Origin of the sequence: Olleya sp. YS (genome assembly GCF_029760915.1) — a bacterium.
Classification (GTDB): Bacteria; Bacteroidota; Bacteroidia; order Flavobacteriales; family Flavobacteriaceae; genus Olleya.
The window spans coordinates 1,624,599-1,646,119 of sequence record NZ_CP121685.1 but is presented as its reverse complement, the minus strand read 5'-3'; the positions used below and the strand labels follow the sequence as shown (position 1 = coordinate 1,646,119).

21 protein-coding genes are annotated in these 21,521 nt (G+C 32.2%); 4 read left to right on the top strand and 17 right to left on the bottom strand.

Annotated features, from left to right (window positions below; genetic code table 11):
• Nucleotides 1-38: 38 nt before the first annotated feature.
• From Ollyesu_RS07480 to Ollyesu_RS07450, 7 genes are all read right to left on the bottom strand, one after another.
• The gene (locus tag Ollyesu_RS07480; RefSeq protein ID WP_279300614.1) at nucleotides 39-641 is read right to left on the bottom strand and encodes an energy transducer TonB; all 603 of its coding nucleotides are present in this window, start codon (nucleotides 639-641) and stop codon (nucleotides 39-41) included.
• Between the two features lies 1 nt (nucleotide 642).
• Nucleotides 643-1,524 carry a hypothetical protein gene (locus tag Ollyesu_RS07475; protein WP_279300613.1) on the bottom strand — a complete coding sequence of 294 codons (882 nt, stop codon included), beginning with the start codon at nucleotides 1,522-1,524 and terminating at the stop codon, nucleotides 643-645.
• Nucleotides 1,525-1,534: 10 nt separating this feature from the next.
• The gene (locus tag Ollyesu_RS07470) at nucleotides 1,535-2,359 is read right to left on the bottom strand and encodes a thymidylate synthase (RefSeq protein WP_279300612.1); all 825 of its coding nucleotides are present in this window, start codon (nucleotides 2,357-2,359) and stop codon (nucleotides 1,535-1,537) included.
• 95 nt (nucleotides 2,360-2,454) lie between these two features.
• Complete coding sequence (locus Ollyesu_RS07465) at nucleotides 2,455-4,143, bottom strand: nucleoside transporter C-terminal domain-containing protein (protein WP_279300611.1); 1,689 nt, start codon at nucleotides 4,141-4,143, stop codon at nucleotides 2,455-2,457.
• Nucleotides 4,144-4,156: 13 nt separating this feature from the next.
• Nucleotides 4,157-4,765 carry a bifunctional nuclease domain-containing protein gene (locus Ollyesu_RS07460; RefSeq protein WP_279300610.1) on the bottom strand — a complete coding sequence of 203 codons (609 nt, stop codon included), beginning with the start codon at nucleotides 4,763-4,765 and terminating at the stop codon, nucleotides 4,157-4,159.
• A 113-nt stretch (nucleotides 4,766-4,878) separates the two neighbouring features.
• Entirely contained in the window at nucleotides 4,879-5,841 is a 963-nt protein-coding gene (locus Ollyesu_RS07455; RefSeq protein ID WP_279300609.1) for an electron transfer flavoprotein subunit alpha/FixB family protein, read from the bottom strand.
• Between the two features lie 108 nt (nucleotides 5,842-5,949).
• A complete protein-coding gene (locus tag Ollyesu_RS07450) occupies nucleotides 5,950-6,696 on the bottom strand; it encodes an electron transfer flavoprotein subunit beta/FixA family protein (RefSeq protein WP_279300608.1) in 747 nt (248 codons plus the stop codon).
• A 241-nt stretch (nucleotides 6,697-6,937) separates the two neighbouring features.
• Between Ollyesu_RS07450 and Ollyesu_RS07445 the strand changes: the two genes are divergently transcribed.
• Both Ollyesu_RS07445 and Ollyesu_RS07440 read left to right on the top strand, forming a co-directional pair.
• The gene (locus tag Ollyesu_RS07445; protein WP_279300607.1) at nucleotides 6,938-7,915 is read left to right on the top strand and encodes a pyruvate dehydrogenase complex E1 component subunit beta; all 978 of its coding nucleotides are present in this window, start codon (nucleotides 6,938-6,940) and stop codon (nucleotides 7,913-7,915) included.
• 77 nt (nucleotides 7,916-7,992) lie between these two features.
• Nucleotides 7,993-10,494, top strand: coding sequence for a DUF5686 and carboxypeptidase-like regulatory domain-containing protein (locus tag Ollyesu_RS07440; protein WP_279300606.1), 2,502 nt, complete (start codon nucleotides 7,993-7,995; stop codon nucleotides 10,492-10,494).
• Nucleotides 10,495-10,638: 144 nt separating this feature from the next.
• Here the strand turns inward: Ollyesu_RS07440 and Ollyesu_RS07435 are convergent, their stop codons facing one another.
• The 6 genes from Ollyesu_RS07435 to Ollyesu_RS07410 form a co-directional block, all read right to left on the bottom strand.
• On the bottom strand, nucleotides 10,639-11,028 hold the full coding sequence (locus tag Ollyesu_RS07435; RefSeq protein ID WP_279300605.1) for a hypothetical protein: 390 nt from the start codon (nucleotides 11,026-11,028) through the stop codon (nucleotides 10,639-10,641).
• A gap of 187 nt (nucleotides 11,029-11,215) precedes the next feature.
• Complete coding sequence (locus Ollyesu_RS07430; RefSeq protein WP_279300604.1) at nucleotides 11,216-12,052, bottom strand: pseudouridine synthase; 837 nt, start codon at nucleotides 12,050-12,052, stop codon at nucleotides 11,216-11,218.
• A 55-nt stretch (nucleotides 12,053-12,107) separates the two neighbouring features.
• Nucleotides 12,108-13,058: a carbon-nitrogen hydrolase family protein gene (locus Ollyesu_RS07425; protein ID WP_279300603.1), complete on the bottom strand. Its 951-nt coding sequence runs from the start codon at nucleotides 13,056-13,058 to the stop codon at nucleotides 12,108-12,110.
• Between the two features lie 2 nt (nucleotides 13,059-13,060).
• Nucleotides 13,061-13,966: a geranylgeranylglycerol-phosphate geranylgeranyltransferase gene (locus tag Ollyesu_RS07420; RefSeq protein ID WP_279300602.1), complete on the bottom strand. Its 906-nt coding sequence runs from the start codon at nucleotides 13,964-13,966 to the stop codon at nucleotides 13,061-13,063.
• A gap of 143 nt (nucleotides 13,967-14,109) precedes the next feature.
• Nucleotides 14,110-15,039, bottom strand: a complete 930-nt coding sequence (locus Ollyesu_RS07415) for a mevalonate kinase (protein WP_279300601.1) — start codon at nucleotides 15,037-15,039, stop codon at nucleotides 14,110-14,112.
• Nucleotides 15,040-15,067: 28 nt separating this feature from the next.
• A complete protein-coding gene (locus Ollyesu_RS07410) occupies nucleotides 15,068-16,150 on the bottom strand; it encodes a diphosphomevalonate decarboxylase (protein ID WP_279300600.1) in 1,083 nt (360 codons plus the stop codon).
• Nucleotides 16,151-16,346: 196 nt separating this feature from the next.
• Here Ollyesu_RS07410 and Ollyesu_RS07405 point away from each other — a divergent pair, with 196 nt between their 5' ends.
• Entirely contained in the window at nucleotides 16,347-16,904 is a 558-nt protein-coding gene (locus Ollyesu_RS07405; protein WP_279300599.1) for a TetR/AcrR family transcriptional regulator, read from the top strand.
• On the opposite strand, the gene Ollyesu_RS07400 is transcribed toward Ollyesu_RS07405, so the two are convergent.
• The 3 genes from Ollyesu_RS07400 to Ollyesu_RS07390 are packed head-to-tail and all read right to left on the bottom strand — an operon-like array spanning nucleotide 16,901 to nucleotide 19,328.
• Nucleotides 16,901-17,440 (bottom strand): DUF1697 domain-containing protein, encoded by a 540-nt coding sequence (locus Ollyesu_RS07400; protein WP_279300598.1) that lies wholly within the window; start codon nucleotides 17,438-17,440, stop codon nucleotides 16,901-16,903. The two genes, Ollyesu_RS07405 and Ollyesu_RS07400, sit on opposite strands and share 4 nt — an antisense overlap.
• A gap of 2 nt (nucleotides 17,441-17,442) precedes the next feature.
• A complete protein-coding gene (locus Ollyesu_RS07395; protein WP_279300597.1) occupies nucleotides 17,443-18,654 on the bottom strand; it encodes an NAD(P)/FAD-dependent oxidoreductase in 1,212 nt (403 codons plus the stop codon).
• Nucleotides 18,651-19,328 carry a glycerophosphodiester phosphodiesterase family protein gene (locus Ollyesu_RS07390; RefSeq protein WP_279300596.1) on the bottom strand — a complete coding sequence of 226 codons (678 nt, stop codon included), beginning with the start codon at nucleotides 19,326-19,328 and terminating at the stop codon, nucleotides 18,651-18,653. The genes Ollyesu_RS07395 and Ollyesu_RS07390 overlap by 4 nt, the downstream gene beginning before the upstream one ends.
• A 92-nt stretch (nucleotides 19,329-19,420) precedes the next feature.
• Here Ollyesu_RS07390 and Ollyesu_RS07385 point away from each other — a divergent pair, with 92 nt between their 5' ends.
• Entirely contained in the window at nucleotides 19,421-20,230 is an 810-nt protein-coding gene (locus tag Ollyesu_RS07385) for an SdiA-regulated domain-containing protein (protein ID WP_279300595.1), read from the top strand.
• Here the strand turns inward: Ollyesu_RS07385 and Ollyesu_RS07380 are convergent.
• Complete coding sequence (locus tag Ollyesu_RS07380) at nucleotides 20,227-21,516, bottom strand: DUF2254 domain-containing protein (RefSeq protein ID WP_279300594.1); 1,290 nt, start codon at nucleotides 21,514-21,516, stop codon at nucleotides 20,227-20,229. The two genes, Ollyesu_RS07385 and Ollyesu_RS07380, sit on opposite strands and share 4 nt — an antisense overlap.
• Between the last annotated feature and the right edge of the window lie 5 nt (nucleotides 21,517-21,521).

Genomic DNA, 21,521 nt, shown 5'->3' with positions numbered 1-21,521 from the left:
GTTGTGCTCCTTTTTTATTAAAAAATTTTATTGTTGCTTTAATCTTTGTTTTTTTCTTCCTTTTCTTTCTCTTTAAGTGCTTTTTTTAATTCTTTTTCTCTTTGCTTTTTTTTCTTTTTTAAGGCTTTTATTTCATCTGGTGTAAGCGGATAGGATTGTTCTTCTTCTGGAGCTAAATTACCAACAACAGTAAAAGTAATAGGCAAAGCATAAGTCACAACTACTGGTTTACCTCTTTGTGTACCAGGAGCATGCATTTTTGGGATTAGTCTCATAACCCTTAATGTTTCCTCTTGTAATTCAGGGTGTGGCGCTCTTGCTCTAACATCCACAACGTAACCTTTTTCATCGACTTTAAAAATAGCAAACATCCTTACTAACCCAGGATTTAAATCTAAATTATCAACTAAATCTCTATTAAATTTTTTGCTTACATGTTTGCTAATAGACTCGTCAAAACATTTCTTTTTTTCGTCGTTATTTGCTAAATCTTGACAACCTTCATAAACTGGTACATTTTCTATGATTGAAAATGGTACTTCTTGGTTTTCTACTTCTTCTTCAACTTCTACCTCCTCTATTTCTTGTGCAAAAGATAGTTGAGCAAATAGCAATAGGATTAGCAATAAGATTTTTTTCATATTAATTTCTTTTTTTACGTTTTAATCGTCTAACCTCTTTTTTAGATAGTTTATGTGCATCCTCAATCATAAAAGAAATTGGAATATAAAATGGGACAATTACAGGCTTACCACGTTGTATTCCAGGAGCACTAAGCTTTGGCACTAAAGACATTATCCTAATAGCCTCTCTTTCTAAAGCTGGATGTGGCGCTCTGGCTTTGATGGATGTTATTTCTCCTTCTTTATTAATTTTAAAGAATACGAATATTCTATGGATGCCAGCATCCAAATCTAACGAATTGGCTAATTCACTTCTAAAATGCTTACCGATATGTATTCTCAGTTTATCGTTCATACATTTTCTTGCTTCATCACCTAATAAGTCTTTTTCACAACCTAAGTAAATAGGCACTTTTTCAATAATACTAAACGGAACTTCTTCAGGTTGATAATTTTCTATAGGACTTAAAGTATTAAGTGCTCTATCAATTGTAAACCCAAATACTGAAGATTTATATTCTGCAACACCCTTATTAGTTTCGTCTAAAACTGGTGCTACTTTAGGAAATTTAGCGATTAAATAATTCAACTCGTTTTTAAGACTATCTACAGATGCAGAAATATTTGAAAGTTTTTGTAACACCGTTCCGGTTTCATCAAAATAAATACGTGTATAAATCTTCAACGTATCTTTTTTTGAATATTGAATTAACTTACTATTAACCTCATCAGTTAAAGACGTATCAATAAACTGAAGTACTTTAGTGTCATAACAATCAGACACGTCCTCAGCATCCTGACAACCTGGAAAAATAACATGCGCTCTATTGTACTTAAGCTTACTTTGCGAATAGGATAGAATAGCAAATAAACTAAGTATGATAACAATAAAATTTTTCATTTAAATAATTTTATACAGCTACCACACCTTTAATATGTGGATGCGGATGATAGTTTTCTAAGGTAAAATCTTCAAATTTAAAATCGAAAATATCTTTTACTTCAGGATTAATCTTCATGGTTGGCAATGGTCTAATATCTCTTGACAATTGCAATTCTAATTGCTCAAAATGATTACTGTAGATGTGTGCATCTCCAAAGGTGTGAATAAAATCTCCTGCTTGATATCCACACACTTGAGCCATCATCATAGTAAATAACGCATAAGAGGCAATATTAAATGGCACACCCAAAAAGATATCTGCACTACGTTGATATAATTGGCAAGATAGTTTACCATCTGCTACGTAAAACTGAAAAAACGCATGACATGGTGGTAACGCAGCTTTACCATTAGCAACGTTTTCTGCAAAGCTTTTTGAAGTATCTGGTAAAACAGAAGGATTCCAAGCAGAAACCAACATACGTCTACTATCTGGATTATTTTTTAAACTATTTATAACATCTTTAATCTGGTCTATCTCGTCGCTATTCCAGTTTCTCCATTGGTGTCCATAAACAGGTCCAAGGTCTCCGTTTTCATCTGCCCACTCATTCCAAATACGCACACCATTTTCGGTTAAATAATTGGTATTGGTATCCCCTTTTAAAAACCAAAGTAGCTCATAAATTATAGATTTTAAGTGTAGTTTTTTAGTGGTAACCATTGGGAAACCTTCACTTAAATCAAAACGCATTTGGTAACCAAAAACGCTTTTAGTTCCAGTTCCTGTACGGTCTTGTTTGGTGTTACCTTGTTTTAAAACGTGCTTAACTAAATCGTGGTATTGTTTCATTATTATATATTCTATTTCAAGGATTTAAAAATATAAAAAAGGGTTAACATTTAATTGTCAACCCAAAGTTATCTATTAAAAGTTATTAACTGCTTTTATCCAATAATCATACCAGCTATTGTTGCAGAAATTAAGGACGCAATTGTTCCACCAATTAAGGCTTTCATACCAAACTTAGATAAGGTTTTACGTTGTCCAGGTGCTAACGATCCAATACCTCCAATTTGGATACCAATTGACGCAAAGTTGGCAAATCCACATAACATATAGGTTGCCATAATAATTGATTTTTCATAAGTTAAGTGTGTTGCGTTAGCTACGTTTTTAAGGTCTGCTAATTGTATGTAGCCTACAAACTCGCTTGCTGCTAATTTAATCCCTAACAATTGTCCCATCAATGCCATATCTTGACTAGCCACACCTATTAACCACATTAAAGGCGCAAAGATGTAACCCAAAATTAATTCTAATGATAACGAGGCATAACTAGTATTTGCTGCAATCCACTGGTTTAAATTAGTAACATCACCAACCCAACCTAAAATTCCGTTAAGCATCGCAATAAAAGCCACAAATACTAAAAGCATGGCTCCAACATTAACTGCTAGTTTTAATCCTTCGGTCGTACCATTTGCAATAGCATCTAATATATTAGACCCTATTTTATCTTGAGACACTGAAACGTCTGTATTAACGTCTTCCGTCTGAGGGTATAATATTTTTGAGATGACTATAGCACCAGGAGCTGCCATAACCGAAGCTGCTAATAAGTGTTTGGCATAGAATAAACGTAAGGCTTCATCTTCTCCACCCAAAAAGCCTATGTAGGCTGCGAGTACTGCACCAGCTACGGTTGCCATACCACCTATCATGACAAGAAGCATTTCTGACTTATTCATTTTTTCTAAATACGCCTTGATTAGTAATGGTGCTTCGGTTTGTCCTAAAAAGATATTTCCAGCAACACTCAAACTTTCTGCTCCAGAAATTTTAAGTGCTCTAGACAATAGCCAAGCCATTCCTTTTACTACTTTTTGTATAATACCTAAGTAAAATAATAAAGACGTTAAAGCTGAAAAGAAAATGATAGTTGGTAACACTTGAAAAGCAAAAATGAATCCAAAAGTATCCATATCGACTACCAAACCTTCAAATAAAAACTTGCTTCCCGCTCTTGTAAAATCCAATACACTTATAAATAAGCTTCCAACAAATTCAAAAGCAGTTTTTATAAATTCAACTTTTAAAACTCCTATTGCAATAAGTAGTTGAAAAGCTAATCCAATTCCAACAATTTTCCAATCGATTGCCTTACGGTTACTACTAAATAAAAAAGAAATAAAGATTAAAGCCAACATCCCTAAAATACCTCTCCAGAGACTACCAATAGTAAATCCTCCACTTGGTATTATCTTATTAGCTTCAGAAACTGCTAATTGTTCTGCAGTTTGTTCTTTGATTTTGAAAGAAAAAACAGATTCTCTTTCTTTGAAAACAAGTGTAGAATCTGTTAATGTCTGTACTTTAAATCTTTTGGTAATATCTGATGGATTATCATAATAAAACATCAAAACATTATTCTGGAAAAGATAATCTCCAGAGTAATTATTATGAGAAAAAGCACCTTCTTTTAACCTTAGTACATCATTTTTAGAAATGTCTAAACTAGTTGAATCTAAAGTAGTTTGACTTGCATCTAGTTGCCATTCTTTTTCAATATCTTGAGCAAAACCTAAAGTTAAACTCATAAAAATAGCTACTATAGCAAGAGTATATTTTTTCATGTTTTAAGGGGAATTATCGTTTAGAAATTTCGTCTCTAATTTCAGCTGCTGTTTCGTAGTCTTCATTATTAACAGCGTCGTCCAATAGACTATGCAATTCTTCTATTGTTTTAGATTTATAATCTTCTCTTAATGGTTCTATTTCTAATTCTTCATTTACAATATCTTCTACCAAAATATTATCAGGATCATTCTCTTTGGTAGGATCTACTTTAAGATATATTCCAGCTTTATCTAATATATTTTTGTAAGTGAAAATTGGTGCTTGAAATCGTAGGGCTAATGCGATAGCATCGCTTGTTCTAGCATCAATAATTTCTTCTATTTTATCACGTTCGCAAATTAAAGATGAATAAAATACACCATCTACCAATTTATGAATGATGACTTGCTTAACAACAATATCAAAACGGTCTGCAAAATTTTTAAATAAATCGTGGGTTAAAGGTCTTGGTGGTCTAATTTCTTTTTCTAATGCAATAGCTATAGATTGGGCTTCAAAAGCACCAATAACAATAGGTAGTTTACGGTCACCTTCCACTTCGTTTAAAATAAGTGCATAGGCACCATTTTGTGTTTGGCTGTAAGAAATACCCTTAATATTTAATCGAACTAAACTCATAGTATTTAAAAAACAAAGAACTGCTTAAATTAGGACTTTACCAAACTACAATCTGTAGTTTTTGTACATAATTTAAACAGTCCTTTGTTAATAGAACTTAAATTTATAAAAAATTATGCGTTTGCTGCTTTAAACGCTTTTAATTTTTCGATTAATTGTGGTACTACTTCAAAAGCATCACCAACAACACCATAATCTGCTGCTTTAAAGAAAGGTGCTTCTGGATCTGTATTAACAACAACTTTAACTTTAGAAGCATTAATACCTGCTAAATGTTGAATAGCTCCAGAAATTCCGATAGCAATATATAAATTAGAGGCTACTGGTTTTCCAGTTTGCCCAACATGCTCACTATGAGGTCTCCAACCTAAGTCTGACACTGGTTTAGAACATGCTGTAGCAGCACCTAAAACGTCTGCTAACTCTTCTATCATTCCCCAGTTTTCTGGACCTTTCATTCCGCGTCCTGCTGACACAACTATTTCTGCATCTGCAATAGTTACCTTGTCTGTTGCTTTGTCAACAGACTCTACTGACACTCCTGATTCTGGTAAGCTAGGCGAAAAATCTTCAGCAGTAGCACTACCGCTATTTTCAACCAATCCAAAAGAGTTGTTAGATACTCCTACAACTTTTACGTCTGTATCAATTGTAGTCATATTAAAAGCTTTATTAGTAAAAGCTGTACGTTTTACTGTGAAAGGAGATGTAGAGGTTGGTACTTCCACAACATTGGAAGCATATCCTGCTTCTAAACTTACTGCAAGAATTGGTGCTAAATATTTACTATCTGCAGTTTGACTAACCACGATAACTTTAGCATCTTCTTGTTTTGCTGCTTGAGCTACAACAGATGCATAAGATTTTGCATTAAAGTTTTTTAATGCATCGTTAGATACATTTAATACTTTATCGACTCCATATGTTCCTAATTCGGAAGTGTCGTTTGCATTTATTGCAACTGCAGTAACCGTTGTTCCCATTTGGTCTGCAACCGCTTTGGCATATGATGCCACTTCGAAAGCTGTTTTTTTGAAGCTCCCGTTTTCTGATTCTGTATATACTAAAACTGACATATTTTTTATTTTTCCTATCCCAACCCTTTCCAAAGAAAAGGACTAAGAAGCGTTAATATTTTTGTTTAAATCCCGAGTTTCCCTCCTTTGGAGGGACTAAGGGAGGAATTAAATCACTTTAGCTTCGTTGTGAAGTAAGTTAACTAATTCGTCTAAATTATCTGGAGACACTAATGTTACTGCTCCTTTAGGTGCTGGCTTTTCAAATTTGACCGAAGCGGTTTCAACAGATGCACCTGTAGGCTCCACAACATTTAATGGTTTTTGACGTGCCATCATAATTCCTCTCATATTTGGGATACGTAAATCACTTTCTTCAACTAAGCCTTTTTGTCCTCCAATCACTAATGGTAAAGATGTTGAAACAGTTTCTTTTCCGCCATCAATTTCTCTTACAGCTTTGGCGTTATTACCATCGACTTCTAGGCTAATACAATTAGTTACAAAATTAGCACCAACCATTTCAGCTAACATTCCTGGAACCATACCTCCATTATAATCAATAGATTCACGACCAGCTATTACTAAATCGTAACCACCTTCTTTAACTACATTGGCTAATTCTTTAGCGACTTGAAAACCATCTTTTGCTTCTGTGTTAACTCTTACTGCATTATCTGCTCCAATCGCTAAAGCTTTTCTTAAGGTTGGCTCAGTTTCTGCTCCACCTACGTTAACAACAGTTACAGAAGCACCTTGTTTTTCTTTAAACCACATCGCACGTGTTAAACCAAACTCGTCATTAGGATTAATTACAAATTGTACTCCGTTAGTGTCAAATTTAGTATCGCCATCCGTAAAATTAATTTTTGATGTCGTATCTGGTACATGACTAATACACACTAAAATTTTCATATTCTATATATTTTTTTTGTTCAAAAATGTTAGCCAAAGTCAACTATATCGTTATAGTTAAGCTAACTTTTATTTAATTTTCAATTAAATTTAAGCCACAAAAATGCGCTTAAATATTGCGGTTACGAAGATAATTATTTTATTTCGAAAATATACTATGCGTGCATAATAAATTTTAAATAATTCTTTAGTTAAAAGTTTTTCATTTATTGTTATTTTTGCTTTTCAAATTATTTTTTAGATGAAGACAATTCAATTTAGAGAAGCTATATGCGAAGCCATGAGTGAAGAAATGCGCAGAGACGAGAGCGTGTACTTAATGGGTGAAGAAGTAGCAGAATATAATGGTGCGTACAAAGCCTCAAAAGGTATGTTAGACGAGTTTGGTGCTAAACGTGTTATAGACACACCAATTGCTGAGCTTGGTTTTGCTGGTGTAGCTATAGGATCTACTATGACTGGTAATAGACCAATTGTAGAGTATATGACCTTTAACTTCTCTCTTGTTGGTATTGATCAAATCATAAACAACGCTGCAAAAATTAGACAAATGTCTGGTGGACAGTTTAAATGTCCTATAGTATTTAGAGGTCCTACAGCTAGTGCTGGACAATTAGCAGCTACACATAGTCAAGCTTTTGAAAATTGGTTTGCAAATACGCCAGGATTAAAAGTTGTTGTACCATCTAATCCGTATGATGCCAAAGGTTTATTAAAATCTGCAATACGTGATGATGATCCAGTTATCTTCATGGAAAGTGAGCAAATGTATGGTGATAAAGGTGAAGTACCTGAAGGTGAATACACCATTCCGTTAGGTGTTGCCGAATTAAAAAGAGAAGGTACAGATGTAACCATTGTCTCTTTTGGTAAAATAATCAAAGAAGCGTACATCGCAGCAGATCAACTGGCAGAGGAAGGTATCTCTTGTGAGATTATTGACTTACGTACTGTTAGACCAATGGACAGAAAAGCAATTTTAGAATCTGTTAAAAAAACAAATAGATTAGTGGTTTTAGAAGAAGCATGGCCTTTTGGAAATGTTGCTACAGAAATTACTTATTTAGTACAAAGCGAAGCATTTGATTATTTGGATGCACCTATCGTTAAAATAAACACTGCAGACACACCTGCACCTTACTCTCCAGTATTATTAGCAGAGTGGTTACCAGACCATAAAGATGTTATTAAGGCTGTTAAAAAAGTAATGTATAAATAAAAAAATAGTATTTTCGAAATATCAAAAGCTTCATTAGCATGATTGTTGATGAAGCTTTTTGTTTATAATACCCAAATATGAATAGTAAACTTTTTATTCTACTGTTTTTCTTAGGAAGTCTTTATGGTATAGCACAAACCAAAGTTAGTGGTGTCGTGTTTGACGAGTTTGATCAACCTATATCTTTTGCAAACATTGTATTTAAAGGGTCTTCCATTGGTGTAATTACTAATGAAGAAGGTCGTTTTTACATGGAAGATGACGACACTTGGGATACATTACTAGTTTCATTTATAAGCTACCAAACCGAAGAAATTCAGCTTGAAAAAAAAGTAAACTATGACCTTAAAATTATTTTAAAAGAAGAAGTGTCTACTCTTGACGAAGTAGTAATAGTATCAGGAAAACAGCCTAAAAAAAATAATCCAGCGATTGATATCCTTAGAAAAATATGGGCTAATAAACGTAGTAATGGATTAAAAAAATATAAGCAGTACCAATACGATAAATACGAAAAAGTAGAGTTTGACCTCAATACAATTGACAGCTCTTTAATGGAAAGTAAATTGTTTAGAGGTATGGAGTTTGTTTTTGAGCAAATAGATACATCTAACGTTACTGGTAAAACATATTTACCTATGTTTATTAACGAATCTTCTAGCGAAGTATATGGAGACAATGTTATTAACGCTAAGCGTGATATTTTAAAAGGAAACAAAAACTCAGGATTTAGTAATAACCAAATAATTATTGACTTTGTAGATGATTTATACTCAGATTATGATGTGTATGACAATTACCTGAAGTTTTTTGATAAAAGTTTTACAAGTCCTATCTCTAGAACAGGAATACAAACATACAACTATGTATTAGCAGATAGTAGCTTTATTGATAACAAATGGTGTTACAACATTATCTATTATCCGCGACGTAAAAACGAATTGACTTTTAAAGGTGATTTTTGGGTAGCAGATACCACATTTGCTATTAAAGAAATTAATATGCAAGCCTCTAAAAGCGCTAATATTAACTGGGTAAAAGAAATTTATATCGAGCAGGAATTTGAGGTTCTTAACGATTCTGTATTTTTAATAAAGCGCGATTACTTTATGAGTGATTTTGCATTTAATAAAAAGGAACAATCTAAAGGTATATACGGAAAACGTACCACGTTATACGACAACTACAAATTTGATATTGAAAAAGACCCAAAGTTTTATAAAGAAAAAGTCTACAGTTTTGACCAAGATCTGTACAACCAAGACGATAGTTTTTGGGAGCAAAACCGTATGGAGCAACTTAGTAAAGACGAAAAAGGCGTTTACGTCATGTTGGATTCTTTAAAAAACACACCAAAGTTCCAACGTTTGTATAATCTTGGGACCATTTTAGCATCAGGTTATGTGGAGTTTCCTAGCATTAATTTTGATTATGGACCCATTTTCTCCACCTTTGGTTTTAATGCGGTAGAAGGCTTAAGATTAAGAGCAGGAGGACGAACCTACTTTGGACAAAACGATTTATGGCGATTAGAAGGGTTTACAGCTTATGGTTTTAGAGATAATAAGTTTAAATACGGATTGTCAGGAAAATGGTTGTTAGATAAACGAAGTCGATTAATTATCTCTGGAGGAAACCGAAGAGATGTCGAGCAAATTGGAGCTAGTTTGACAACCAGTACAGATGTATTAGGTCGAAGTTTAGCCAGTAGTGCAGTTGTTGGTACAGGAATAAATGATAAATTAACTAACATTAATTTAAGTATTTTATCTATTGAAGCTGAGCCTTTCCGTAATTTTATAACTCGCTTAAGCGGAAGTTACAGAACTTTAGAATCTGCTTCAAACACCTTTAGTTTAGACTATTATACAGATGCCACACAAACTACCACTAAGTCTGAAGTGAAGCAATACGAAACTGCGGTCTCTATGTCTTATTTTCCAAATCGTGAGATGACTGGATTTGGTGTGGAACGTCGTACAAAAAATGATGACTTTGCAAGATTATTTGCACAAGTAACCGTAGGTGATAAAAGTATTTTAAATAGCGATTTTGATTATACAAAATTACAATTCTCGTACACCCAACCTTGGTCTGTAGGTGGTTTTGGACGTTTATATACCACAATTGAAGCTGGCAAAACCTTTGGAGAAGTCCCATTAGGTTTATTAAGTGTAGTGCCAGGTAACCAAAGTTATTTTTCTATTTACAATACCTTTTCAAATTTAGATTTTTATGAGTTTGTGACCGACGAGTATGCCACCTTACACATAGAGCATAATTTTAATGGAAGACTGTTTTCTAGAATACCTTTTCTTAAAAAATATAATTTAAGAGCTATTGTTGGTGCCAGAGGAGTTATAGGCGATATCTCTCAAGATAACAGAGACCTTAACGCTTCTGGTTTAATATATAGAGCACCAAGTAAAGAAGCATACTACGAGTATAGTGTTGGTGTAGGTAATATTTTTAAAGTCTTTAGAATAGACTTTAATTTTAGAGGTAATTACCTTAACCCTATTACCAATCCTGATGCTAGAAAATTTGGTGTGACTGGTAGTTTTGGGTTTTATTTTTAAATGTTTCGTTTAACGTGTTTGTGTATGGTTAGTTGCGTGGTTAAGCAACTAATTTAGCAAATAAATCACAGATAGAATATTCCGAAGGAATGTTCGTAAGTCGGCAGTGACCAAGCAATTAATTATACACGGTGTTGTGTATAGTTAGTTCATTCCGATTGCTCCATCTCTGATTTCATTACGCCATTTTTTACCGTACTTTTTATCCAAATAAGTAAAAATGGTTTGGTTATATTCCTCTTCGTTTTCATCTTCTCCCATTCTAATACAACCTTGACTAAAGAATTCGACCGAATATTTCTTTTGAAAAGCAATATCTATTTCATTGTCGAAATCAGGCATTCCACCAAAGCCACCTGGAAATAAAATCCGAATATTTTCTTCCTTAATAGCTTTTTTAGCACCTTCAATATTAAAATCAGATTTAAACTCAACTTTTACCGTATGAGTAAAAATCGGTTTTTTCAATTCGGTTGAATCTTTTTCCGATTGCGCATTAATTCCGCAAGTCATAAGACTGCAAAATATTATCAAATATGTATTCTTCAGTTTTTTCATAATTATACACAATGTCTCTGATAAAAAATCGTTTCAATATTTTTTATCAATCGTTAAACGAAGTTAGTTGATTTTTTTGACAAATTCAAGGGTAAATAAATGTTGTAAAAAACAAAAAAATCGCTACAAAAGCGATTTTTTTAATGTTAGTAAAATGATGTCATTACATCATTTTTAATGTATTCACTTCTTGTTCGGTTAAAATTTTCCAGTTTCCTCTAGGGATATCTTTTTTGGTCAAGTGTGCTATTTGTACACAGTCAATCCTAACCAATTCGTATTTTAAATGCTCAAAAATGGTATGTAAAATGGTGTTTCCTGTATTTTTAATTTTTACACCTACTTCATTTTTAGTGTTGTTTACATAGTCTATTTCTTCAACATTAACCTGCTTCCCTTCGACTTTAAAACCTTCTCTAATTTTTTTTAAATCTTCAAATTTTAAATTTTTATCTAACTCTAAATGAAACAAACGCTCTACACCTTTGTTAGAATTTGTAAAACGCGCTACCACTTTTTCATCATTAGTAAATAACAATAATCCAGTAGAGTTTCGACCTAAACGTCCTATTGGCTTAATTCTAGCACTTGTTGCATTAGCGACCAAATCCATAACGGTTCTTCCTTTTTGCTCACTGGTAGTTGTAGCAAAACCTTTAGGTTTGTTTAATAAGACGTAAGCCTTTTTTTCTGGGTTAATTCTGGCTCCATCGTAACGGACTTCATCTTCTAATTTGACTTTGTAACCCATCTCTGTTACAACTTTACCATTTACAGTAACCAGTCCCATTGCAATGTGTTGGTCTGCTTCTCTACGAGAGCACATGCCAGAATTAGCAACATATTTATTTAAACGGATTAAATCTGGATTGCTATTAGGTTTTGATGCTGCTTTTTTCTTAATAGGTGCGTTACCTCTAGCATACGTTTTGCTTTTAGAGTTATCACGTCCTCTTCCAGAGGATTTTCCTTTACCATTGGCACCTTGATGTCTGCTCATAATATAATTTTTTGCAAATCTACAACGAATTTTTCATTATAAATTGAAATGACTATTAATCATTAAACGTCACTGTAGATTGACGTTCTCTATTTACGGTTAATTTAGTGACATCTGGACGCGAATAGTGACCTACTGGATCAAAATTTTGACGTTCTTCCAGCACACGATTAAAATCTAATGTTGTAGTAATTAATCCTTCTTCATGTATCACTGGTTCTATAATCCACTCGCCATCAGGACCTGCAATACAACTTCCACCATTAGCTAGTACGTCTGGAGAGGTACTTAATATTTTATCTAAGTGTGGTGTGTCTTTCGGGAAGTCTGATTTAGTCATTAAACTTGACGCAGAAATCACGTAGCTACGTGACTCTCTAGCTATAAATCGTGTAATATCTTTTGTGTTATGATCACTTCCTGGCCATACTGCAATGTGCAAATTTTCTCCCAGACCGTATAAGGCAGTTCTAGGTAATGGCATCCAGTTTTCCCAACAGTTTAATCCACCTAATGTAAATTGTTTTAAATCGTGTACTTGTAATCCATGACCATCTCCTGGAGCCCAAGTGAGACGCTCGTCATAGGTTGGTTGCAACTTACGATGTACCGATTTTATATCTCCTTGATTATTAATATAGACTAAAGACGCATAAATACTATGACCACCTCTGTTTTTGGCACGTTCCATGACACCTAAATATACTGCTATTTTGTGTTGTCTAGCTAAGTTACAAATAGCGTCTAAGTCTCCAGATTCAATTTGAACAGAATTACGAATGTAAGCAGCGTGTAATTCTTTATTAACTTTTGTATTCCAGTCTGCTCCACCTGTTAATGCGACCCAAAACGGATAACCAGGTACAAGTGCTTCTCCAAAAACCACTAATTCCACCTCTTGTTGTACAGCTTCCAAAATGGATGCTTCTACTTTTTTTAAGGTTTCAATTTTATTTAAAAGTACTGGAGTTATTTGTGCTATCGCAACTTTTAATGTGTGTTCCATGGTTATAATATTCGGTTTAAAACTAAGTCTACATCAATCAATAAAATACTAAAAACACCAGCTAATATTATAAATTTAAGGATGTTATGTAGCCACAAATAGTGTGTTTTAGTATTAGATTTCCAAAGTAAAATGAGATAAATAATTAGTAGTGCCTCACACATGTAAAAGTACAAGTACATGTATCCAATATCAAATCTAGTTACTAAAAAATAGACTGGAAATAAGGTTGAAATGACTAAAAAAGTGATTATTTTTTTTGAAAAAGATTCTCCATAAACAACTGGAATTGTTCTGTAGTTTAAAGTTAAATCACCCTTAATATTTTCTAAGTCTTTGGTTAATTCTCTGATAGCGACTATTAAAAATAGAAATATAGCATGTACAAAGATGACTGCTTTAAAATTAGAGTAATACACAAAAATGACAAAAAATGGTGTCAATGTCAATATTGCTGAAACTACATTACCAATAATGGGAAGCTTTTTTAATTTATGCGAATAGAACCAAATAGCAAAGATGTAAAACGAGAAAAATAAAACAGGCTTAAATGACACGTAACTTGCCATAACAACAGCTGAAAAATTAAGCACGAAATAAAATGATAGTTTGGTGTTTTGACTAACCAATTTATCTAACATAGTTTTGTTAGGTCTGTTGATTAAATCTTTTTCGGAGTCGTAAAAATTATTAATTATGTATCCTCCTGCAATAACAGCTGCAGATGCTAAAACTAACATTAATAAATTAACGTCAAACAGTACCTTTTTTAAAGGTTTGTCTGGTGCAAATATGTAGATTGATGTTAAGTATTGCGCGATGACAATAACTAAAATATTGTAGCCTCTTACTACAGAAAACATACTAAAAAATTTAAGTAAGATATGTTTCTGTTTTCTTGAGAACATGAACTTATTTTTTGAAGAAAATTCGCTTAAAAATTACAAATAAAATGTATAAAATTATAATTGCTATAGCTATAACAAACAATTGCCATAATAATATTCCTATTGAAGAACCATCTAAGCTTAACATCATGATAAATAGATTATTAAAAGTTGTATACGACCTCTAGTTTGTAATCTTTTAAAGCTTTTTCTGCTTTTTTAATATCTGGTGTAAAGCCTAAGATATATCCACCACCACCAGAACCGCAAAGTTTTAAGTAATAGTCGTTAGTTTCAATTCCTTTTTTCCAAAGCTCATGAAATTGAGCAGGAATCATAGGTTTGAAGTGGTTTAGTACCACTTTTGACAACTGTTTTGTGTTTTTAAATAACGATTTGATATCGCCTTTTAAAAAATCGTCAACACAAGCATCTGTATGTTTAATAAACTGGTTTTTAAGCATTTTTCTAAATCCTTCTTGCTTCATGTTTTCCATAAAAATACTCACCATTGGTGCTGTTTCACCAATAATACCAGAGTCTAATAAAAACACTGCACCTTGCCCATTACTACTTTGGGTAGGGATGCCTGTTGCTTCGATATTCTCTTGAGAGTTTATTAAAATAGGTAAGCTTAAGTAACTGTTTAAAGGATCTAAACCAGAGGATTTACCATGGAAAAACGACTCCATTTCGGCAAAAACGGTTTTAAGAGTTAGTAGTTTTTCTCTTGTAAGATTTTCTAATACTGTAATTTTATCTTGAGCATATTTATCATAAATAGCAGCCACTAAAGCACCACTACTACCAACACCATAACCTTGAGGAATTGAGGAATCAAAATACATACCTGCTGCTACATCATTTTGTAAAGCATCAATATCAAATACTACAAGTTGCTCATCTATTTTTGATAAATACTCTGCGAAACGTTGTAAACTTTTGTTGGATTGTTGTGCCTCTTCAGATGGATTTTTATCCATTTTTAATGCACCATTGTAAAAATTATAAGGAATTGATAAACCCTTAGAGTCTTTGATGATTCCATATTCACCAAACAACAAAATTTTAGAATAAAATAAAGGACCTTTCATATGCTATTAATCCATTGGCTTTATAAAGTTACAATTGTTTTGCACCAAAACCAATTCTATCACAAATATAATGACCGTTTTGACAATATCCAACTAACTGTGTCTTAATGAATTCATAAATTTTTTCGGCATCTTTCTGTGGATATAGTATATGTACATTGGCTCCAGCGTCTAAAGTAAAGCAAATTGGTAATCCGGTTTCTTTTCTAAAAGCCCAAATTTTATTAATTATTTCCAATGTATTTGGTTTCATTAAAATAAAATAAGGCATGCTTGTCATCATCATCGCATGTAGGGTCAATGCCTCACTTTCTACTAATGCTATAAAGGCGTCTAAATCTCCTGTTTTTAAGATTTCTTTTATAGATGTAATATTATCAACCGCTTGTTTAAAACGCTGCTTTGCAAAAGGATGTCCATGCATTAAATTATGACCAACTGTACTACTTACTTGTTTTTCGCCTTTATCTACTAATAAAATAGTGTCATGATAGTTTTTAAACACCTTATGAACTTGATAAGGATATTTTACACCAAACAAATCGCTAGTACCTTCAATTTTTGGATGATTACCCCAAACTACCAAGTCACCTTCTAAACTTCTACAAGCACTTCCAGATCCCAATCGAGCTAAAAATGATGCTTTTTGGATAAAGTACGCTTCAGTCACTTCAGCTTGGCTTAATGACTTTTCAATACTCATTAAACACAATGCTAAAGCACTCATACCAGAAGCGGAAGAAGCTATTCCTGAGCTATGTGGAAACGTGTTCCTGGTTTTTATTGTAAAATGAAAGTCTTTTAAAAAAGGTAAATAGGCTTCAATACGTTTAAAAAAGGTTTCGATTTTAGGATGAAAATCTGGCTTAGCAACATCATCTAAAAATACTTCAAACGAAAACGTTTCCTTACTGTTTTTTGTTTGAAAAGTTAATTCTGTTATTGTTTTACAAGCGTCTAAAGTGAAACTTACTGAAGGGTTTTCTGGAATTTGATCTTCTTTTTTTCCCCAATATTTAACTAAAGCTATATTACTTGGAGATGACCAAGTTACACTACCTTCAGCTAATGTGTTTTTATAATTATTAAATAAAAAACGAGTTACATCCATTTAAAATTAAATTTGTGCAAAGATAGTTTTAATATTTAAACTATTTGTTTAATTTTGCCTGCCGAATGAACATTCAATTTGTTGATTTTTAGACCTTTCCAAATTGACAACATTCAAACAAACAAATTAACTGATTGGTAAAATAAAGTTCCCTTAAACTTCGCTTTACCGTTCTTACCCTCAAAAGTCTATTTAAATGGACAAAAAAAAACGTATAATTATCACTATGCTAGAGCTAGTGGTAAAACAAGGTGTGCATGCTACGCCTATGTCCCAAGTGGCAAAAGAAGCTAATGTAGCTGTTGGTACAATCTACCACTATTTTGATAACAAAAATCAAATTATTGAAGAGATTTACATAATGATTAACCAAGATTACGGTGTCGTTTTAATGGCTAATTTGCCTGATAGCCATTATAAAAAACAGTATGAAACTGTTTGGTTAAATCTTTATAACTATTTTGTAGGTAATCCTTTAGCCTTTCAATTTGTAGAATTTGTAGGTGTGCCTCCTATTATTAGCAAAGAATTAATGCATCAATCTTCTAGCCATTTTGAAAATGTTAGAAATTTCTTTTTACAAGGTATTAAAGATGGACATGTCAAAGATGTTCCTTTACGATTAATATTACAAATGTGCTTTGGTAACGTTGTGTCTGCTGTAAGGTTAAAATTTAAAGGCGAATTAGAGATGAATGATAAGCATATCAAACAAGCCATACAGATGTCTTGGGATTGTATTAAGAAAAACTAAACTACAGTATTACTTAATTCTATAAGTTTTATTAAGGTTTTATAGTTTCTAGTAGTTGCAGTAATATTTAATTTTTTTTCAAAAAAATTATTATTGGCTTTAGCTCTACCATAACCTGTACTAGAGTACAAATAAATACAATTATTGATAAGCTGAAATTTTTCATTAGGAAAGCTATAGGAACTTATAGCTTCCTTTTGCTGCTTTGTAACTTTAGCAAATAATAATGCAAAGTAACTGTTTTGTTTTTCATCTGTATTAAAAGGACAACGCTCTAATATGGAATGAATCTCTTCTGGTGTTTTTATCAAAACAGGAATTTGAAAGTTAAATTGATTTAAAATTGCTGTTTTAATTTTAGACTCTAATACTTGTTTATCTATTTCGGACGATTTAAATACAATGTTTCCTGTTTGGATATAGGTTTTTACAGCTTTAAATGACAAATCATCTAATAATTGACGTAGATCTTGCATTGGAATTTTATTGTGACCACCTACATTAATTCCTCTTAAAAAAGCTAGATACGTTTGCATTATTATTTATATAAATTTTTGGCGACTATAAAGGCACCTGTCCAAGCATTTTGAAAATTAAAACCTCCAGTAACTGCGTCTACATTAATAATTTCTCCAACTAAATATAAGTTATTATGCAATTTACTTTGGTAGTCTTTAAAGTTTATTTCTTTTAAATCTATTCCTCCAGCAGTTACAAACTCTTCTTTAAACGTGCTTTTTCCGTCAACATTAAAAACAGCTTGTGTTAATTGGCTGGTTAAAGTTTCTAATTGTAATTTATTGACATCTGCCCATTTTGTATCTTCAGAAATTGAAGATGCTAAAACTAATGCTTTCCACAATCGTTTAGGCAAATTGAATTGCGCATAGTTTACCACTGTTTTTTTAGAAAATTGTTGTTTATAATCTTTCAATTGTGAAAGCGCCATATCATAATCTTGATTAACAAAATTAATTTCAATATCAAATTTATAATTTTTACTTGCAAGCTCTAAAGCACCAAAAGCTGAGAGTTTTAATATGGAAGGTGCACTCATTCCCCAATGTGTGATTAGTAGTGGTCCTGAGGATTCTAAATTAGAATCAATCACTTTGACAGTAACATCCTGAGCAACCACACCAGGAATATCTTTTATTCTATCGTCCTTTATATTAAATGTAAATAAAGACGGAACAGGATTAACAATAGTATGTCCTAAACCTTCTAAAAACGACCAAATCTTAGGGTTACTTCCTGTAGCAACAATTAATTTTTCTGCGGAAAATTGATCTGTTTTTGTAATGATTTTCCATGTCTGTTTTACGTTTTGAAACCTAGTTACTGATTGATTTGTTAATACCTCGACGTTATACTTTTTGGCTTCATCTATAAAACAATCGATTATGGTTTGGGAGTTATTAGTTATTGGAAATATACGACCATCCTCCTCAATTTTTAATGCAACACCTCTACTTTCAAACCACTCCATAGTATCTCCTGTCATAAAGGTATGAAAAGGTCCTAATAACTCTTTTTCTCCTCTTGGATAATATTGGGTTAATTCTTGGGGAATAAACTCGGCATGGGTCACATTACATCGTCCTCCTCCAGACACTTTAACTTTAGTTAAGACTTCTTTCCCGCGTTCCAAGATGGCTACCTTTAAGTGCTTATGTTGTTCTGCAATATTTATTGCAGCAAAAAAACCTGCAGCTCCACCACCTATTATTAATACATTATAGTGCTTCATAATCGGTCAGGAAAATCACTTATTATAGCATCTACTCGATAACTTTTCATTCTTTTTATGGCTTGTTGGGTATTGACTGTCCAAGTATTAACATTAAACCCTAAATCTTGTGCTTCTTTAACATTGTCTTTACTTAGCAACGAAAAATTTGGATGTATTGCTTTAGCATTAATTGTATTAGCAAAATTAATAGCTTTCCTCACACTAGCTTTAGTGAGTACTGCTAAAGGTATGTTAGGATTATGATTATAGACCTCTAATAATTCTTGTTCTTGAAAACTACTTACAATTATATTATCTAAAGACCAGTTATTATTTGCTACATAATTATCTATAACTTGACAAGCTGGTAACGCTGTAGCCTCTCCTTTTAATTCGATATTAATCAACATAGAGTTATTGATTAGGTCTAACACCTCTTCTAATGTTGGTATTTGATACTTTTGGTCAACCATAAGTTGTTTCAATTGCTCTAAAGTATATGCTCCTATTTCGCCTGTTCCATTGGTCATTCGATCTAAAGTATAGTCATGAAACACTACCAATTGTCCACTTTTACATACATGCACATCAATCTCTATTCCATCTACACCAAATTGTATGGCTTGATGTATAGATTCTAAAGTATTTTCGGCAACGTGACCTTTTGCTCCTCTGTGCCCTATTTTAAGCATATTAATTACTAATTTTATAAATATTTTAAGAGTCTATATTTTAGTTTGGCTTAAGTTATGACTATATTCTTTAAAACTAAAAAACACAATTTATGACATTTCCTTTAAAACCTATACTTGTTTCTGCTATACTTTTTTTATCCTGTAACACAGGAAAATTAAACGTTGTAGGATCTATAGATAGCGATTTAGACGAAGCGTCTGCTGCACAAATAGTGGTAAATTCTGACTTACTGTGGACAATTGAAGATGCTGGAAACAAAAATAATGTTTACGGAATGGATACAAAGGGAAACATTATAAAAGATATTGATATAGACAATGTTAAAAATGAAGACTGGGAAGACTTAACCAGTGACAAAAAAGGCAACTTATACATTGGAGATTTTGGTAATAACTCCAAAAAACGTAAGATATTTTATATCTATAAAATTGAAGAAATTGCTGAATTACATAACAAAACTAATGCAAAAACCATCACCTTTATTCTACCAAAAGATGTAAAATCTGAAGATTTTGAAGCCTTCTTTTTGTGGAAGAATAACTTCTACATTTTTAGTAAAGAAGAGGATAAAACAAAGGTTATTAAAGTCCCAAACCAAATTGGTACACATACAGCTACTTTTTTGACAGAGTATGAATTAAAAGGTAAGGATACGCGTGTTACCTCAGCAGATATAAGTCCTGATGGAAAGACAGTAGTCTTGTTAAATCATGATAAAATTTGGACTTTAACGAATTTTAAATCAGATAATTTTTTTGAAGGAGAGGTCAAATCTATTAATTTAGAGCATGACTCTCAAAAAGAAGGTGTTTGTTTTAAAAATAATACTACCATATTTATTACAGATGAGGATTCTGGTAAAGAAGACAATAATATCTATACGTTTAAATTAGATTAGTTATCTAATGTTGCTTTTGCTCTGGCTTCAATGACTTCTATATCATCCTCGTTATTAATACTAGCTTTAGCATCTTTCAATAAAATTTTAACTTGACTGACAATCACTTTTTGATATGTTTTGTTGGTAGTATTTTTATACAAGTGGTTGTACATATCTAACATTTTTAATACCATTACCAAATCATGTTTTACATATGTACGCAAAGCAGAATTACAATAAAACATTAGGTTTTCAAAAGATACAGTATTAATTTTTATTAGAGCTTCATCATCTACAGTTACAAAGCTTTCATCACTTTTAGAAGATCTTAAAGTAAAAAGTTCGGTTAAATAATCTAGGGTAATAATGGCAGTTCCAGGATCGTTTATACCAGGTGACATTGCTTTTACAGCGACCTCTGTAAGTTGTTTAAAAGCTAAAATGTAATTGTCTGATATAATCTCATCTCTAGAAAACAAAAAGGCATCTTCAATAAGTTCTTGTTGCTCTTCATCCAACGATTTTTCTACTTTATACAACAATTGATTTAAATGAATAAAATTACCTTTAATGGCGAAAACTTCAAATTTATTATCACACTCTTGAGCTATTTTACTAATAATATCCAAATTAATGGTTTGTAAAAATCCAGATCTTTTAGCAGTAATAACCTCCCAATTGTCTGTGTCTGGAAAAGACATTTCTTCAATGCTTTCTTTTTCAGAATCTAATAATTTTTCTAATCTATGTTTAGCATCTGCATAAATTCTTTCCATGATATTGTGGACTTGAATTTCTTGAGATATAGAATGAATAAAATAAATAAAGGCACCCAAGCATGTTACCATAAAAATTATTGCAAATAAAACCGAGAAACCTGGTAATTGATAGCTGTCACCAGTTGGTTCAATGCTAATTAAAGTAAATATGCAGTATAATAAACTAGCAATGTAAATTCCTAATATTTTTTGATGACGTCTATTAGATATTAATCCAGGTAGCAGTCTTGGAGAGAAGTTACTTGAAGCTTGGCTAAGTAAAATCATTACCATCGAAAAACTAAAAACCATTATGGATATTAATCCAGCGATAAAAGTGGTTAAGATATTTAATGCTGTATCAGTATGATTAATAACTAATGCAGGAAAATATTTTATAATATAACCAGATATTCCATTGTTTTCTGCATAGTACATAATTAAGGCAAAAATAATACCTGTAAAGCTGAAAACAGTAGGATAGAATGCAATCTTACTTTCTAATTTTCTAATATAATCTATTAGCCAAAGTATGTATTTTTGCATCTTTA